Origin of the sequence: Micromonospora sp. NPDC050276 (assembly GCF_044459545.1) — a bacterium.
In the GTDB taxonomy this organism is placed as follows: domain Bacteria; phylum Actinomycetota; class Actinomycetes; order Mycobacteriales; family Micromonosporaceae; genus Micromonospora.
Window position 1 is genome coordinate 71,086 of sequence record NZ_JBITJA010000017.1, and the last position, 14,813, is coordinate 85,898.

At 70.5% G+C, this 14,813-nt stretch carries 12 protein-coding genes; 9 read left to right on the forward strand and 3 right to left on the reverse strand.

Features of this window, described 5'->3' with window-relative positions:
- Nucleotides 1-85: 85 nt before the first annotated feature.
- The gene (locus ACIBF8_RS28025; protein WP_396786910.1) at nt 86-1,315 is read right to left on the reverse strand and encodes a PucR family transcriptional regulator; all 1,230 of its coding nucleotides are present in this window, start codon (nt 1,313-1,315) and stop codon (nt 86-88) included.
- Nucleotides 1,316-1,571: 256 nt separating this feature from the next.
- On the opposite strand from ACIBF8_RS28025, the gene ACIBF8_RS28030 reads away from it, so the two are divergent.
- The 5 genes from ACIBF8_RS28030 (at nt 1,572) to ACIBF8_RS28050 (ending at nt 7,908) form a co-directional block, all read left to right on the forward strand.
- On the forward strand, nt 1,572-2,486 hold the full coding sequence (locus ACIBF8_RS28030) for a dihydrodipicolinate synthase family protein (protein ID WP_396786911.1): 915 nt from the start codon (nt 1,572-1,574) through the stop codon (nt 2,484-2,486).
- Between the two features lie 179 nt (nt 2,487-2,665).
- The gene (locus tag ACIBF8_RS28035) at nt 2,666-4,711 is read left to right on the forward strand and encodes a M6 family metalloprotease domain-containing protein (protein ID WP_396786912.1); all 2,046 of its coding nucleotides are present in this window, start codon (nt 2,666-2,668) and stop codon (nt 4,709-4,711) included.
- Nucleotides 4,712-4,796: 85 nt separating this feature from the next.
- On the forward strand, nt 4,797-5,231 hold the full coding sequence (locus ACIBF8_RS28040) for a hypothetical protein (RefSeq protein WP_396786913.1): 435 nt from the start codon (nt 4,797-4,799) through the stop codon (nt 5,229-5,231).
- Complete coding sequence (locus tag ACIBF8_RS28045; RefSeq protein ID WP_396786914.1) at nt 5,228-5,806, forward strand: TlpA family protein disulfide reductase; 579 nt, start codon at nt 5,228-5,230, stop codon at nt 5,804-5,806. The genes ACIBF8_RS28040 and ACIBF8_RS28045 overlap by 4 nt, the downstream gene beginning before the upstream one ends.
- 206 nt (nt 5,807-6,012) lie before the next feature.
- The gene (locus tag ACIBF8_RS28050) at nt 6,013-7,908 is read left to right on the forward strand and encodes a CocE/NonD family hydrolase (protein WP_396786915.1); all 1,896 of its coding nucleotides are present in this window, start codon (nt 6,013-6,015) and stop codon (nt 7,906-7,908) included.
- A 78-nt stretch (nt 7,909-7,986) separates the two neighbouring features.
- On the opposite strand, the gene ACIBF8_RS28055 is transcribed toward ACIBF8_RS28050, so the two are convergent.
- The gene (locus tag ACIBF8_RS28055; protein WP_396786916.1) at nt 7,987-9,231 is read right to left on the reverse strand and encodes a PQQ-dependent sugar dehydrogenase; all 1,245 of its coding nucleotides are present in this window, start codon (nt 9,229-9,231) and stop codon (nt 7,987-7,989) included.
- 497 nt (nt 9,232-9,728) lie between these two features.
- Here ACIBF8_RS28055 and ACIBF8_RS28060 point away from each other — a divergent pair, with 497 nt between their 5' ends.
- The 4 genes from ACIBF8_RS28060 (at nt 9,729) to ACIBF8_RS28075 (ending at nt 14,004) form a co-directional block, all read left to right on the forward strand.
- On the forward strand, nt 9,729-10,313 hold the full coding sequence (locus tag ACIBF8_RS28060; RefSeq protein ID WP_396786917.1) for a hypothetical protein: 585 nt from the start codon (nt 9,729-9,731) through the stop codon (nt 10,311-10,313).
- Nucleotides 10,314-10,752: 439 nt separating this feature from the next.
- Nucleotides 10,753-11,358, forward strand: a complete 606-nt coding sequence (locus tag ACIBF8_RS28065; RefSeq protein WP_396786918.1) for a lytic polysaccharide monooxygenase — start codon at nt 10,753-10,755, stop codon at nt 11,356-11,358.
- Nucleotides 11,359-11,570: 212 nt separating this feature from the next.
- Nucleotides 11,571-12,332, forward strand: a complete 762-nt coding sequence (locus tag ACIBF8_RS28070; RefSeq protein ID WP_396786919.1) for a cyclase family protein — start codon at nt 11,571-11,573, stop codon at nt 12,330-12,332.
- Nucleotides 12,333-12,345: 13 nt separating this feature from the next.
- Nucleotides 12,346-14,004 carry a thiamine pyrophosphate-binding protein gene (locus tag ACIBF8_RS28075; RefSeq protein ID WP_396786920.1) on the forward strand — a complete coding sequence of 553 codons (1,659 nt, stop codon included), beginning with the start codon at nt 12,346-12,348 and terminating at the stop codon, nt 14,002-14,004.
- 146 nt (nt 14,005-14,150) lie between these two features.
- Here ACIBF8_RS28075 and ACIBF8_RS28080 read toward each other — a convergent pair whose 3' ends face one another.
- Nucleotides 14,151-14,708, reverse strand: coding sequence for a hypothetical protein (locus tag ACIBF8_RS28080; protein ID WP_396786921.1), 558 nt, complete (start codon nt 14,706-14,708; stop codon nt 14,151-14,153).
- Nucleotides 14,709-14,813 lie beyond the last annotated feature (105 nt).

A 14,813-nucleotide genomic window follows, 5' to 3' on the forward strand; every position in this document is an offset into this window, starting at 1 on the left:
GCATCGTGATGGTGCTGCCGCAGGTGATCCCTCGGAGCAACGCAGGCAGCCGCGCGGACCTCGTCGGCCGGCCGGGCCGGCGGCGTCACGCCGTGCGGTAGTGGCCGGTGAGCCGACCGAGCTTCATGGCCAGGTGCAGGCACAGCCGTTCGTTGCCGTCCTTGAGGTCGGTCCCGGCGAGCTGTTCCACCCGCTGTAGCCGGTAGTAGAGAGTGGTCCGGTGCAGTCGGAGTTTCTCGGCGGTGGCATGCGCGTTGCCCGCCAGGTCGAGGTAGGCCTCCAGGGTCTCCAGCAGCACCTGGTGGGCGTCGTCGCGCAGCAACCGCTCCAGCCCGGGATGGACGCCCGCGACGTCGAGGTGCTGGCTGTCCAGTTGAGACAGCACCCGGTAGATGCCCAGGCTGGCCCAGGAGACCACCCGGCCCAGCGCGGGCAGTTGCGTACCGACGCGGGCGGCCTGCGCGGCCTCCTGGTAGGACTCGACCGCGCTGGACAGCCCGGCGCGTGGCTGGCCGATTCCGGTCACGGTCCGGTCCACCGAGGCCAGGCCCCGGGTCGCGGTGCGCAGCGCCTCGTCGAGGTGCCCGGCGGCAGCTTCCGGCGAGGGGCGGCCGGCGACCCGGTCGCCGCAGACCAGCAGCACACCGTGGTCGTGCCAGACCAGGTGCAGCGTCTCCCGTACTCCGATCCACCGGCGGGTGGTGACCAGGGCCTGTTCCAGGGCGATCCGGGCCACCTCGTCGGGCTGCCGCCCGCCGCCCGGCACCAGCTGGGCGACGAGTGCGACGGTCGACCCGTCGGCGGCCACCACGCCCTCCTCCAGCAGCGCCCGCGCCGCGTGCTCGCGCGCCTGCCGGCTCTCCACCAGCAGGGTGCGGGTGGCCTCGGTCTCCCGCTGTGCGGCGAGCTCACCGAGCAGGTTCTCCCGGTACAGGGCCAGCGACAGGTCGGTGAAGGGGCCGGTCGCGGTGGCGATGTCGGCATCGGTCATCGACCCGTCCGCGTCGATGAACCAGACGAACCCGAGCAGCAGGTCGTCGTGCCGGATGGGCACGCAAACCCTCGCCAGCAGGTCCAGCTCGGCGCATGCGGGGGTGCGGACCGGCGCGTGCGCCGTGAGCACGCCCATGCCTCGGAACCAGGCGATCACCTCCGGCGTCGTCTGCCGGCGCAGGATCGACGTCCGGCGGACGTCGTCCATCGGGCCGTCGTGCTCGCTGTAGGCGACCACCCGCTGTCGCCGGTCCTCGATGAGGGCGGGTCGCCCCACCCGGGCGGCGACGGCGTCGACGATTCGCTGGAGCTCACCGTGCATGTAACTCCCCTGGTTGCACTGCGTGACAGGGATCGCGCGACCGCCAGTCCTTACCCTCCGGTGTGGGTGGGTCATCGCGCAAGGTCCACTGTCGAACTGACGACAAAAAGACGGGCGGCAACGCGACTGTTCCGGCATCTGTCCGAAGACCGAGGGCGACAGACGTTCCTAGGGTTCGGTACGGACCGCACCAGCGGCGCCGCGCACGGTGCGGCGGGAAGGTGGGGCGGTGCCGGCGCGGAGAGGGGATTTCCGAGTGGGAACTGGTAGGCCCTGGCGGGGTGTGCTGGTGGCCGTCACCACGCCGTTTCGCGCCGACCTGTCGGTCGACTTCGACCAGCTCCAGGAACACGTCCGTTGGCTCGCCGCCGAGGGGTGCCACGGGGTCGCGCCGTGCGCGTCGATGGGGGAGTACCGGGCGCTCTCCGACGGGGAGCGGGCCGCCGTGGTCAGGGCGACGGTGGCGGCCGCGCCGGCCGGCTGCGCGGTGGTGCCCGGCGTCGGCGGCTACGGCAGCAGGCAGGCCCGCCGCTGGGCGGAGCAGGCCGCCGAGGCCGGCGCCCACGGCGTGCTCGCGCGGCCACCCGATGGGCCCGCCCGCGCCGCCGACGTGCTCGCCCACTACCGGGAGGTGGCGGCGGTCGGCCTGCCGGTGGTCGCCCACAACGAGCCGTACGACACCCGGTTGGACCTCACGCCGGACCTGCTGGCGACCGTCGCCGAGATCGACGGGATCGTCGCGGTCAAGGAGGTCACCGGCGACGTCCGCAGATTGCATCGCCTGCGGGACCTCTGCCCGCACGTCGACGTGCTGGTCGGCGCCGACGACGTGGTGCTCGAACTGGTGCTGTGCGGCGCCACCGGATGGGTCGCTACCCTGCCCAACGCGCTACCCCGCCAGGCCGTGCGCCTGTACGACCTGTGCGTCGCCCGCGATCTGGGCCGGGCGCTGCCGCTCTACGCCGAGCTGCACCCGATCCTCGGATGGGCCTCCCGGCCGGAAGCCGTGCAGGCCGTCAAGCTCGCCATGCAGTGCGCCGGGCGGTTCGGCGGGCGGTGCCGCCCACCGCGCGGACCCCTGTCCGGGCCGGCCGCCGACCAGGTGCGCCGGGACGTGCTGCGGGCCCTCGCGGCAACGGGCGAACCGGCTCCCGGTGCCGGTCCTGGCTGATCCGCCGACGGGTGCCGGTCCTTCAGGTGTCGGAAGTCGCCGGCCCACCTGCCGACATCTGCACGGTGACCGGCACCCGTCCGCCCTCCTAGATTCGCTGCGCGGCCTGCTGACGGGCGTTCCGCGCAACCCCCACCGGGACGCCGGCGCCGCGTTTTCCTCCGACGAGAGGTGGTTCCGTGCACCGTGCTACCCCCCACCGCACCCGGCTGAGGCGGGCCGTCCTGGCCGCAGCCGTGGTGACCACGCTCGTGGCGACCGGGGCGGCGCAGGCCGCCGCGGCCCCGGCCAACCCGGCCGGCGGCACCGCGCCGTTCCAGGTCCTCGACCCGCAGGCCTGGCAGAACCCGGACACGATGACCTGGAACGATTTCAAGGCGGTGCCCGGCAAGAACTGGGCCGACCCGAGCGTGTCGGGCTCGGTCCGCAACTTCAAGATCGCCCTGGTGGCGCTCGACTATCCGGACGAGACGTTCGCGGTCTCCCAGCGGGCCCGGTCGACGGTCTTCGGCAACCCCCAGTCCGTCGCGACCAACGTTCCCCGGGCGGACGTGCCGAAGTTCTACCAGGACTTTCTGAACACCCCGAACACCCTCAACAAGGGCCACACCCTGCACGAGTACTGGATGCAGGACTCCAACGGCCGCTACGGCGTCGACCTCACCGGGTTCGGGCCGTACCAGATGCCGGCCAAGTCCTACCAGTACGGACTGGACAATGGGTTCAACCCGGGCGCCTGCCCGAGCGGGGACGTGTGCGGCAAGAACATCCGCACCGACGGCCTGGGTGCCTGGCGGGCGGCCGTCGGCGAGGAGGTCGCCAACCAGTACGAGCTGGTGTTCATCCTCAGCGCCGGCCAGGACGAGTCGTCGACCTGGCAGGAGTTCGGGCAGATGATCTTCCAGAACAAGGAGGACGTGCCGGACGCGTGGGGCCCGCCGGACCCCAACCTGCCGAACTGGTCGAAGACCCGCTACGTGGACTGGACCTCGTGGAAGGCGGCGGCGACGCTGTGGCCGAACGCCGGCGGCGGCTCCTCCACCCAGGGGGAGAGTTCCGGCATGGGCGTCTACGCCCACGAGCTGACCCACCTGCTGGGCATCGGCGACAACTACAACAACCCGTACGGCGAGCCGCTGCGCAGGGCGTACACCGGGATCTGGAGCATGATGTCGCGCGGGTCGTTCAACGGCCCGGGCGGTCCGCACACCCGCTGGCAGATTCCGCCGACCAACGGCGGCTCGATGGGTTCGTTGCACACCGTGCGGGACAAGCTCAAGATCGGCCTGCTCGGTGAGGAGCACGTGCTGCGGCTGTCGCGGGAGTCGCTGGCCTCCTCGGGCCTGGTGGTCGCGCAGGTCACGGCCCGCGCGGTTGACGCTGGGCCGAAGGGTCTGAGCGGTGTGAACATCGCGCTGAACAAGGACCTGTCGCCGGCGTGTGGTGTCAGCACCGACCCGCTGTGCGACGGTGGCAGCTTCAACAACTACACCGTCGAGGTCGTCGACCGGATGGGTGCGGACTCCTTCACCCCGGACAGTGGCGTGCTGCTGAGCAAGACCAAGAACGCCGACAGCGCCCCGTTCCAATGGGTGGTGGACGCCAACCCGCAGGACATCGACATGATCGACTTCTACCGGCCCGACGGCACTCCACAGAAGATCACCATGGGTGACTACCGGCAGCTCTCCGACGCGCTGTTCCACGCCGGCGCGGACACCGGCAGCCAGTACGAGTTCGTCGACGAGGCCAACCGGCTGCACTTCTACATCATCGACCTCAAGCGGGACGCGGCCGGCTTGCTCTCCTACACGGTGGCGGTGCGTTCGCTCGACGGCACCGGCGGGCCGAGCAGTCACGGCGTGACGCTGGGCAAGGGCGAGGTGACTGGCGGCGGCAAGCCGACGAGCCGCGGGGTGACCTGCTCGTTCGAGCTGACCAACACCGGTTCGTACTCGGCCGGCGGCCAGCAGCACCCGGAGGACGTCAGCGCGTACCTGAAGTCGGACGTCTACCGCCTGTCAGCGGAGGTGGCCGGTAAGGGCTGGCGGTCCTGGCTGCCCAACCAGCTCGCCACCGCGCAGTTCGGCAAGGCCACCACGGTCAAGGTGTCGGTGGGCGCCACCGCAACCGCCGCGGCGACCGGTTTCGTGAAGCTCACCGCGACCTCGGAGAGCGACCCGACGAAGACGGTGACCAAGCAGTGCCGGGTAGAGAAGTCCTGACCGACGCCCGAGGTCGACCCCGTTCCTGCCGGGTCCGCGGCGGCCTGTCGCCGCGGACCCGGCAGGCGGGCGGAAGGAGGATGACGTGCGGCGAAGCATCATGACGCTGCTACCGCTGCTGCTGGCCGGCGCAACCGGCTGCGGCGCCGTCGGCGCCACCCAGGAGGCGGTCTCCCCGACGACCGTCCGGGTCCTGGTTCGCGACATCAACATCCGGGCCGCGGGGGTGGACTGCGCCGGCACCGGTCCGTACCAGCACTTCCACAACCGGGCGCCGTTCCGGGTGCTCGACCCGGACGGGACGGCGCTGGCCAGTGGGCAGTTGCCGGCGGGGACTGCGGTGGCCGCCTTCGCCGAGGATCTCGGGGTCGAGCGCCTGCCCACGTACTGCGAGTTCGCCGTCGGTGTGCGGGTGCCGCAGCGGGCCTCCTATCGGCTGGAGGTGGACGGCCGGGCGGCGCTCGACCTGACGCCGGACAGCAGCGAGGGCCCGGCGCTGGTGGCGGTGGTGCCGTCATGAGGCACGCACTCCTGCCACTGTTGCTGGCGGCGGCGCTGTTGGGCGGATGCAGCACGCCCGATCCCGTGCCCGCGCCGACGCCCGCCGGAGGAGCTGCGGCGCTGCCCGGCCCGGTCCCCGCCGACCTGGTGTTGCGCCCGGCACCCGGCACCGCACCGGCCGCCCCGGCGTTCACCGGCGCGCTGACCGACGGCACACCGTTCGCCGCCGCCGAGCTGTGGGCGCAGCGTCCCGTCGTGCTCACCTTCTTCAGCTCCTGGTGCACCACCTGTGCCAGCCGCCAGGCCGCCCTCAGCGAGCTTGCCCGCAGCTATCGGGACCGGGTGGTCTTCGTCGGCGTGGTCGGCACGGACCAGGCCGACGAGGTCCAGGACTACCTGCGCGCGCACCGGGTGGAGTATCCGGTCGTCCTGGACGACCAGCAGACGATCTGGCGTTCGTACGCGGTGCGGGAGCCGCCGGCCGTCGTGCTGGTGGCCAAGGGTGGCGCCCTGCTCCGCGGCTGGCCGGGCGGGCTGGACGCCCCGACACTCGACCAGCGGCTGCGAGAGCTGGTGCTGGCCGGCCAGCCGTAGTCTCGTCGCCCAGGCACCTCGGTGCGGCCCGACCCGGCACCGGTCGGTGCCGCACCGAGGCCTTTCCGGGCCCCGGAGCACGGCTGCCCGCCGGGCAAGGGCCGCACCTCGTCGAACCACGCCCGGCGAACTTCCTACACGTGCAGGTGGTGACACAGGCCACCGGCTCGTAGCGTACGCAGCCTCGGACACATCAAGGAGACTGCATGGCTACAGTGGGAACGCGCTGGCGCACAGGCGTGGCCGTACTGTCCGCGACAGTGCTCGCCGCCCTCGGCGCGGCGCCGCAGGCGCTGGCGGCGGACGGCCCGCCGTCGATCGTCGTCCAGGACGGCGTCACCCAACCGGTGTTCGGCTACGCCGACGCCATTCGGGAACGCCTCTTCATCGACTCCACCTTCGACAGTGACAACGACGGTCTGCGCGACATCATCGCCTTCGACCTGATGCGGCCGGCGGCCACCGCGCAGGGGCTCAAGGCCCCCGTGGTGATGGACGCCAGCCCCTACTACTCGACGGTCTGCCGGGGCAACGAGTCCGAGTGCAAGGCGGACCTCGACGGCGACGGGCTGCTGGACAAGTGGCCGCTGTTCTACGACAACTACTTCGTGCCGCGCGGCTACGCGGTCATCCTGCTGGACATGGTCGGTACCAACAACTCCACCGGCTGCCCGACCACCAACGCCAACCAGGACAACCTGAGCGCCAAGCAGGCCATCAACTGGCTCAACGGCCGGGCCACCGCCCGTAACGCCGCCGGCGAGATCGTCAAGGCGGACTGGCACAACGGCAAGACGGGCATGATCGGCAAGTCGTACGACGGCTCGCTGGCCATGGCCACGGCGGTGACCGGCGTGCCGGGCCTGACCACCATCGTGCCCATCAGCGGACCGACCGAGTACTACGACTACGTGCGCAGCAACGGCGTGATCACCCGTGGCAACAGTTACGTGGCGTCGCTGGCCAACACGGTCACCAACCCCGAGCGCCGGGATTACTGCAAGCCGGTGCGCGACGCGATGGCCGCCGCCGACGGCGACGAGCACGGCGACTACACGGCCTTCTGGAACGAGCGCAGCTACGTCAAGAAGGTCCCCACCGTCACCGCCAGCGTGCTGCTCTACCACGGCCTCAACGACGACAACGTCCGGCCGGACCACTTCAGCAAGTTCTGGTACGCGCTGGCGCAGAACAACGTGCCGCGCAAGCTGTGGCTGTCGCAGGAGGGTCACGTCGACCCGTTCGACTCACGCCGCGCGGTGTGGGTGTCGACGCTGCACCGGTGGTTCGACTTCTGGCTGCAGGGCGTCGCCAACGGCATCATGGACGAGCCGCGGGTGGACCTCGAGCGGTCCGCGGACGTGTGGGAAACCCACGCCGACTGGCCGATCCCCGGCAAGGCCGACACCGAGGTGTACCTCCAACCCGGCACCACTGGCGCGGGTGGTCTCGGGCTGGTGCCCACCGCGAAGCCGGCGACCGGGAGGTTCCAGGACAGCCGCACGCAGAGCCAGAACACCATGATCCTCGACCCGGACGTGGTGCAGCCCAACCGGCTGGCCTTCCTCTCCGCGCCGCTCTCCGCGCCGCTGCACATCTCCGGCACCCCGACCGTGCAACTGCGGGCCTCCGCCGACCAGACCGACACCAACCTCGGGGCGATCCTGGTCGACTACGGCACCGACGAGCGGGTCGCGCACCGGGCCTCCGGCGAGGGAATCATCACCCTGACCACGGAGGACTGCTGGGGCCAGAGCAGCCCGACGGACGACGGCTGCTACAAGCAGACGGCGAAGCGGGTGGCCACGGCCGACTATGAGCTGGTCACCAAGGGCATCATGGACGCCCAGAATCGGCAGTCGATCCGCGTCGCCGTGCCGCTGGTGCCGGGGGAGTCGTACAACTTCAGCTTCCCTCTGCTGCCGGAGGACTACGTCTTCAAGCCCGGCCACCGGATCGGCGTGATCATCGTGGCCAGCTACCCGCAGTACTCCAGCCAGGCGGACACCACCGCCGCGAACCTGCAGGTGGCGCTGAAGAGCAGCAACATTGTCCTGCCCGTGGTCGGCGGCACGGCCGCCGCGCACGCCGCCGGCCTCTGACCGGCTGATCGAGCTGGGGACGGCCGCGTCTAGGCGGCCGTCCCCAGTATCACGGGTGCGCAGGGTTGCCCCCAGGGTTCAGCGGTTCGCCGCCCCGCCGCTCCGGGCTGGCTGGACCCGCTCGAACCGCACCTTGCTCAGCCATCCCGGGAGGTCACTGAGCACGTACAGTTCGCCGTTCACATCGGCGCCGAACGCGGTCGGCTGGGTGGGGAAGGTGCCGATCTCAGCGGACTCGTAGCCACCCGTGGACTTGGGACGCACGGCGAACGCGCGGGTCGAGCAGTAGTCGCTCGCGATGTAGGTCCCCCGCGCCTCCGGGGTGACGGACCCCCGGTACACCAGACCGCCGATGATGGAGCAGTTCTCCGTCATGTAGTGGTCGTATTCGACGACCGGGTCGGTAAGCCGCACGCCCGGCCGGCATTGCGTCTGGTCGAAGACCGGCGTGCCCTCTCGGCAGGACCAGCCGAGGTTCGCGCCGCGCTGCGACGGGCGGACATGGTTGATCTCCTCGATCAGGCCCTGGCCGACATCACCGATCCACAGTGAGTTGTCGACTGGGTCGATGGAGAACTTCCACGGGTTGCGCAGCCCGTAGACCCAGATCTCCGGGCGCGCGCCCGGCGTGCGGACGAACGGGTTGTCGAGAGGCACGCAGTAGGGCTTGCCACCGCAGGAGCGGTTGACGTCGATCCGCAGAATCTTGCCGAGCAGGGTGCCCAGGTTCTGGCCGCTCTTGAACGGATCGTTCGCGTAGCCACCGTCGCCAAGGGACCAGTAGAGGTAGCCGTCCCGACCGAAGGCCACCTGTCCGCCGTTGTGGTTGCCGTACTGGGCGTGCTCCTGGGTGAGCAGCACCTGCACCCGGCTGGGAGCGCTGATGGGCACTCGTGCCAGGGTCAGCGCGCCGGCCGGCAGGCTCGTGTAGGCCACGTAGAGCATCCCGGTTTGCGCGAAGTTCGGCGCCGGCGTGATGCCGAGCAGGCCGCGCTCGTTGTCCGACGTGTCGATCCGGGCGGTCAGGTCGAGCACCGGCGCGGCCGCCAAGCCGGTGTCGGGGTGGTAGGCGCGTACGGTGCCGTTCTTCTCCGCGATCAGCATCCGGCCGTCCGGCAGCCCGGTGATCGCGATCGGGCGCTGCAGACCGAAAGCCACCTGTTCGGATACCACGGTCAGCTCGGTGAGTGGCGCGGCACGGGTGTGAGATGTGCCGGCTGCGGCGGTACCGGCCGCCGGCGTCGGTGACAACAGGGACGCGGAAAGGCCCAGAACGAGCAGCCCGGCCAGCATGGTGCCCGGGCGACGACGTCGTCGCGGCATGTTTCAGCTCCTCGAGTAGTGGATTGGGGGACGCAACCTGGGAGCGTTCCCACGATACATCGACGTAATCCAATGTCAAACTCGCCGTCTCGCCGCCTTCCGGTCGGCGGGGGTGTGTCCACTCGGGAGAGGGGCCCCCGTCGGTGCCGAACGGGTGACCGGACCGGTTCAACGTCGAGGATCGTCGATGTTGCCAGAGGGGATCCAGACGTGTTGGAATGGCGTACATCGCCGCAGCGCGGGGGCAACCGCGCTGGGAACGGCCAGCACGGGAGCACTGCAGTGTCGACAGCGTGCCGCTTTGGCAGACGCTCGCATGCCGCATCGCCGGGCCATCTTCTTGACGACGGGCATTGTGCCGGGCAGGCATCCTCGCCCGCCGTCCGTAATCCCCGGTACATGTCCCCGATGGCCGACGCGCTCGACGTCTGACCCGCCGGGGGCGTCCGATTCGGTCTGCCAACGCACCAGAACCGGCGACGAGGTGAGAAGCAGTCATGATTTCCCGAGAGAGTCTCGCGGGTTGGTACCGAAACCGCTTCGTGTGGGTGGCGGTGATCCTGTTGGCGGTGTCGGTCGGCACGACCGTGCTGGTCAACCGGGCTGCCGCCCCGGAGGCAGCCCCGGCGGATCTGCACGGGCAGATCATGAGCCGGATGCGTACCACGCTCGAGCAGGCGGACCCGGGGCAGCACAATCACGCCGGACACAATGTCCAGCAGGCGGCCACCACGCAGCAGAAGCCGGCAGTGATCTGCGGCGTCCGCGTGTATGGGTACGAGCCGGCCGAGGTCACCGCGCTCGCCGACGTGCAGACGGTCTACGGCTTCCATCTCTGCGGGGTCGCCGAACAGAAGCGCCCCTGGGACGTGGCGGTCAAGCTGGCCGGCCCGGTGATCATGGACATGTCCACCGATCCTCCGGGCATCCAGGTGGTCGAGGCGACCGCCGACGTCAGGTTCGTGGACCGGCTGCGGGAGATGTTCCCGGACAAGTACGAGGAGTTGGCGCTCAAGGAGGCGCTGTCCGAGTCGGAGATGGCCGACCAGCGCCGCCGGTACGACGCCGCAGCCGGGCTTTGACCATGCCGGGCGAGGTGGCGGAGCGGTCGTACTCGCACCCGCCCGTCCGCCGGGTCCGAACCTGCGAATCCGGAGGCTGGGCAGCTGCTTCACCGCCCCTGCGGTAGCTGTCTCGGTGAACGCGGACCCGTCGTCGATGAGGCAGGGGTCGGCAACCTGTGCCGGCCGTCGGATGGGTGATGGTGACCCCAGGGGTTGGCATGTCGTCGACGGTTCCACGGCCCGACCAAGCGGTCGATCCGGTCAGCTCGATCCACATCCGACTATAAATAGATCAGGATTGATATTTGCGCCCATAGATGCAACAGTGGGCTTGGGAGCGTTCCCATTCTGATCTTTAGTACCGAAGAGCGGAGGATGAACAGTGCGTTCACACACGTCCGATCTATCCGGCGGACGATCCCGGTCACCCGTCCGTCAGTCCGTCCGGGCGCTCGTCATGCTGTTCGCCATTGTGGCCGGCATGCTGCCCTTCGCCGGGGCAGCCCAGGCCCACGGCACCATCATCAACCCGGCGAGTCGCGCCTACCAGTGCTGGAAGACCTGGGGCAACCAGCACATGAACCCGGTCATGCAGCAGCAAGACCCCATGTGTTGGCAGGCATTCCAGGCCAACCCCGACACCATGTGGAACTGGATGAGCCAGCTGCGGGACGGCCTCGCCGGCCAGTACGAAGCTCGTACCCCAAACGGGCAGCTCTGCAGCAACGCCCTCTCCCGGAACAACAGCCTGAACCAGCCCGGAGCCTGGAAGGCGACCAACGTCAGCTCCAACTTCACGGTCCAGCTGTACGACCAGGCCAGCCACGGTGCTGACTTCTTCCGGGTCTACATCACCAAGCAGGGGTTCAACCGGGCTACGCAGCAGGTCGGGTGGGGCAACCTCGACCTGATCGCGACGACCGGGCGGTACGCGCCAGCGCAGAACATCTCGTTCAACGTCTCGGCCTCCGGGCGCAGCGGAGGTCACGTCCTGTTCGTGATCTGGAAGGCGTCGCACCTGGACCAGACCTACATGTGGTGCAGCGACATCAACGTCACCTGATTGGCGACCGACAGTCGCGACACAGCTCCGGCCCAGGGCGTTTGCGCCCTGGGCCGGAGCCTTCTTCCGGTGTGCCCCACCGATAGGTGGGCGTGGTCTGACCTGTCGGGCGCGACGCAGGTCTTACTGGAGCGCGGTCGGGCGGGCAGCGTCGCTGACACGCCTCGTTCGCCAGTCCATGGTGGAGTGTCGACGCGGTGTACCGTCGCCGCATGACGGTGCTGCAGGAGTTTGTCGCCGCTCTTTCCAGCGGCCGGATCCAGGTTGTCGACCTCACCGCTCCACTCTCGGACCAGACCCCGATCCTGGGTCTGCCCGAGCAGTTCGGCCAGACGTGGCCGTTCCAGCTCAGCGAGATCAGCCGGTACGACGACCGTGGCCCGGCCTGGTACTGGAACAACTTCTCCACCGGCGAGCACACCGGGACCCACTTCGACGCCCCCGTGCACTGGGTCAGCGGGCAACAGGGCACGGACGTGTCGCAGGTCCCGGCGAGCCAGTTGATCGCCCCGGCGGTGGTGATCGACCACGCCGCCGACGCCGCCGACAACCCAGACTTCCTGCTGGAGGTCGAGCACATCAAGGCGTGGGAGGCGGAACATGGTGCCCTGCCCGCCGGTGGTTGGCTGCTCTACCGCACCGGCTGGGACGCGTACGGCGACGATCCGCAGCGGTACGCCAACTCGGGGCGTACCCCGGGCATCTCCGTCGAGTGCGCCCGCTGGCTGGCCGAGGAGTCGCCGATTCAGGGCGTCGGGGTGGAGACGGTCGGCACCGACGCCGGCGCCGCGCATTCGTTCGACCCGCCGTTCCCGTGCCATTCGTTCCTGCTCGGCCAGGACAAGTACGGCCTGACCCAACTCCGTAACCTGGCGCGGTTGCCGGCGACCGGTGCGGTGGTGATCGCCGGGCCGCTGCCGATCGTCTCCGGGTCCGGCAGCCCGTGCCGGGTTCTCGCGCTCGTCGAACGGTAGGGCCGGCCCACCGATGCGGGTAGCCGAGGTGGTCGGTCGGGTGCTGTACGCACACGGCGCACGGTGCGTCTTCGGGGTGGTCGGCAGCGGCAACTTCCATGTCACGAACGCGCTGGTGGCCTCCGGTGCCCGCTTCGTGGCGGCTGCCCACGAGGGCGGCGCGGCGAGCATGGCCGACGGCTACGCCCGCACCTCCGGGTCGGTGGGCGTGCTCTCGGTGCACCAGGGGCCGGGTGTCACCAATGCGCTGACCGGCCTCACCGAGGCCGCGAAGAGCCGTACCCCGATGGTGGTCCTGGCCCCGGAGGCGACCGCGCCGCGGTCGAACTTCTTTCTCGACCTCCCGGCACTCGCCGCCTCGGTCGGGGCCGACTTCCATCGGGTACGCGCGACGCACGCGGCCGAGGACGCCGGCGCGGCGTACCGGGCCGCCGCTCGGGGCGCGACGGTGGTACTGGGCCTCCCGTTGGAGGTACAGCGCACCGTGACCGAACCCTGGTCCGGCCCGGTCTCCGTGGTCGCGCCGGCCCCGGCCACCGGCCCACACGTCGAGCCGTTGCGGGACGCGCTCCGGGCCGCACGTCGGCCGGTCTTCATCGCGGGTCGGGGCGCCCGGGCGGCCCGGGAACCGTTGACCCGGCTCGCCGACGCGTGCGGCGCGCTGCTCGCGGTGTCGGCGGCGGCGAAGGGTCTGTTCGCCGGGAACCCGTGGAACCTCGACGTGGCCGGCGGCTTCGCCACCCCGCTCGCCGCCGAGCTGATCGGCGCGGCGGACCTGGTCGTCGCGTGGGGCAGCACGCTGAACATGTGGACCACCCGGCACGGCGAACTGATCCCGCCCTCCGCCGTCGTCGTCCAGGTGGACCACGACCCGGCCGCGTTCGGGGTGAACCGCCCGGTTGACCTGACGGTCACCGGCGAGGTGACGGCGGTCGCCGAGGCGGTGCTCGGTCGGCTGGACGTCGACTCCGCGAGGGCGCTCGACGCCGGGGCCGGTGGCTGGCGTACGCCGGAGCTGGCACGACGGATTCGCGACCACGGCCGGTGGCGGACGGTCCCGTACCGGGACGAGGGTGCGCCGGCACGGGACGACGCCCCGGCGACGATCGACCCGAGGACGCTCTCGGCCGCACTGGACGACCTGTTGCCGCCCGCCCGGACGGTGGTGGTCGACTCCGGCAACTTCATGGGCTACCCGTCGATGTGGCTCGACGTGCCGGACGTGGCCGGGTTCTGCTTCACCCAGGCGTTCCAGTCGGTCGGGCTCGGCCTGGCCAGTGCGCTCGGCGCGGCGGTCGCCCGGCCGGACCGGCTGACCGTCGCCGCGGTCGGCGACGGGGGCTTCGTCATGTCCGCGACCGAACTGGTCACCGCCGTCCGGCTGGCGCTACCGCTGCTCGTGGTGGTCTACGACGACTCGGCGTACGGCGCGGAGGTGCACCACTTCGGCCCCGACGGGCACCCGCTGGAGACGGTCACCTTCCCCGAGACCGACCTGGCCGCGATCGCCCGTGGTTACGGCTGCGACGGGCTGACCGTCCGGACCGTCGCAGACCTTGAGCCGGTACGACGCTGGCTCGCCGGTCCCCGGACCCGGCCGCTGGTGCTGGACGCCAAGGTCTCCGGCGCGCGCGCCTCGTGGTGGCTGGAGGACGCGTTCCGAGGCCACTGAGCCACCGCCGTGCAAACGACGAGGCGGGGCGGCGTAACAGTGCCCGACCGGGTCACTTGACGAGCAGGTCACGATAACCGCGCCGCTGGGAGTTGGGCGCGCAGTCGTTCAACAGCTGACGGACGGTCGGCCGCGGCTCGTCGTGGTCAGCTCAACGTGTGGGTCACGTCGTCGACGTCGAAGGCCGTGGCGCCGTTGCCAGCCGTCTCGCTGCCGACGAAGCTGACCGTCGCGGTGCGCTCGGTCGCCGCCGTCCCGGTCGCCATGGAGTATTCCCGCCACTGCGACCCGCCGTCGAAGGCCAGCGAGAACCTCGTCTTCGGAGGTATTCCGGTGACCGCCAGCCCGACGTTGAGGTAGTCACCGCGGCTGGTTTCGCTGGTGGTCGTGCGAACCCAGAAGCGGACCGTCAGGTTGCAGTTGGCCGGGACTGTGACGGTGGTGCGCAGCAGATCGGTACGCGTCACGTCCAGCCCGGCGAAGGTGGCGTACGCGCGGCCGGTGTGTGCGGGCCGGGTCGCGTCGCCCAACACGACGATGCGGGGGCCGGCGGTCCAGCCGGTGGTGCCGCCTTCGAACCCGGGGTTGGGGTGGATCTGCCCGGAGCAGGGCGCCTCGGCCGTTGGCCGACCGTAGGATGCGCTGGCGGTGGTCAGGAGCAGCAGCGCCGCCGCCGAGGCGGCGGCGGTGACGACGGCCTTCATCGGTCCTCCCCATGGCAATCCATTTGCTGCTGTCGATGCCTGCTTGACCATGCGGGATGGGCGTCGGTGCGTCAAGCCCTTCCCATCGTCGGCTCCGGGTTGACC

What these genes read in the sequence shown, in the direction of transcription:
- ACIBF8_RS28025 (WP_396786910.1), bottom strand. Translation starts at nt 1,315, where the DNA reads ATGCACGGTGAGCTCCAGCGAATCGTCGACGCCGTCGCCGCCCGGGTG.
- ACIBF8_RS28045 (WP_396786914.1), top strand. Translation starts at nt 5,228, where the DNA reads ATGAGGCACGCACTCCTGCCACTGTTGCTGGCGGCGGCGCTGTTGGGC.
- ACIBF8_RS28050 (WP_396786915.1), top strand. Translation starts at nt 6,013, where the DNA reads ATGGCTACAGTGGGAACGCGCTGGCGCACAGGCGTGGCCGTACTGTCC.
- ACIBF8_RS28055 (WP_396786916.1), bottom strand. Translation starts at nt 9,231, where the DNA reads ATGCCGCGACGACGTCGTCGCCCGGGCACCATGCTGGCCGGGCTGCTC.
- ACIBF8_RS28060 (WP_396786917.1), top strand. Translation starts at nt 9,729, where the DNA reads ATGATTTCCCGAGAGAGTCTCGCGGGTTGGTACCGAAACCGCTTCGTG.
- ACIBF8_RS28065 (WP_396786918.1), top strand. Translation starts at nt 10,753, where the DNA reads ATGCTGTTCGCCATTGTGGCCGGCATGCTGCCCTTCGCCGGGGCAGCC.
- ACIBF8_RS28070 (WP_396786919.1), top strand. Translation starts at nt 11,571, where the DNA reads ATGACGGTGCTGCAGGAGTTTGTCGCCGCTCTTTCCAGCGGCCGGATC.
- ACIBF8_RS28075 (WP_396786920.1), top strand. Translation starts at nt 12,346, where the DNA reads ATGCGGGTAGCCGAGGTGGTCGGTCGGGTGCTGTACGCACACGGCGCA.
- ACIBF8_RS28080 (WP_396786921.1), bottom strand. Translation starts at nt 14,708, where the DNA reads ATGAAGGCCGTCGTCACCGCCGCCGCCTCGGCGGCGGCGCTGCTGCTC.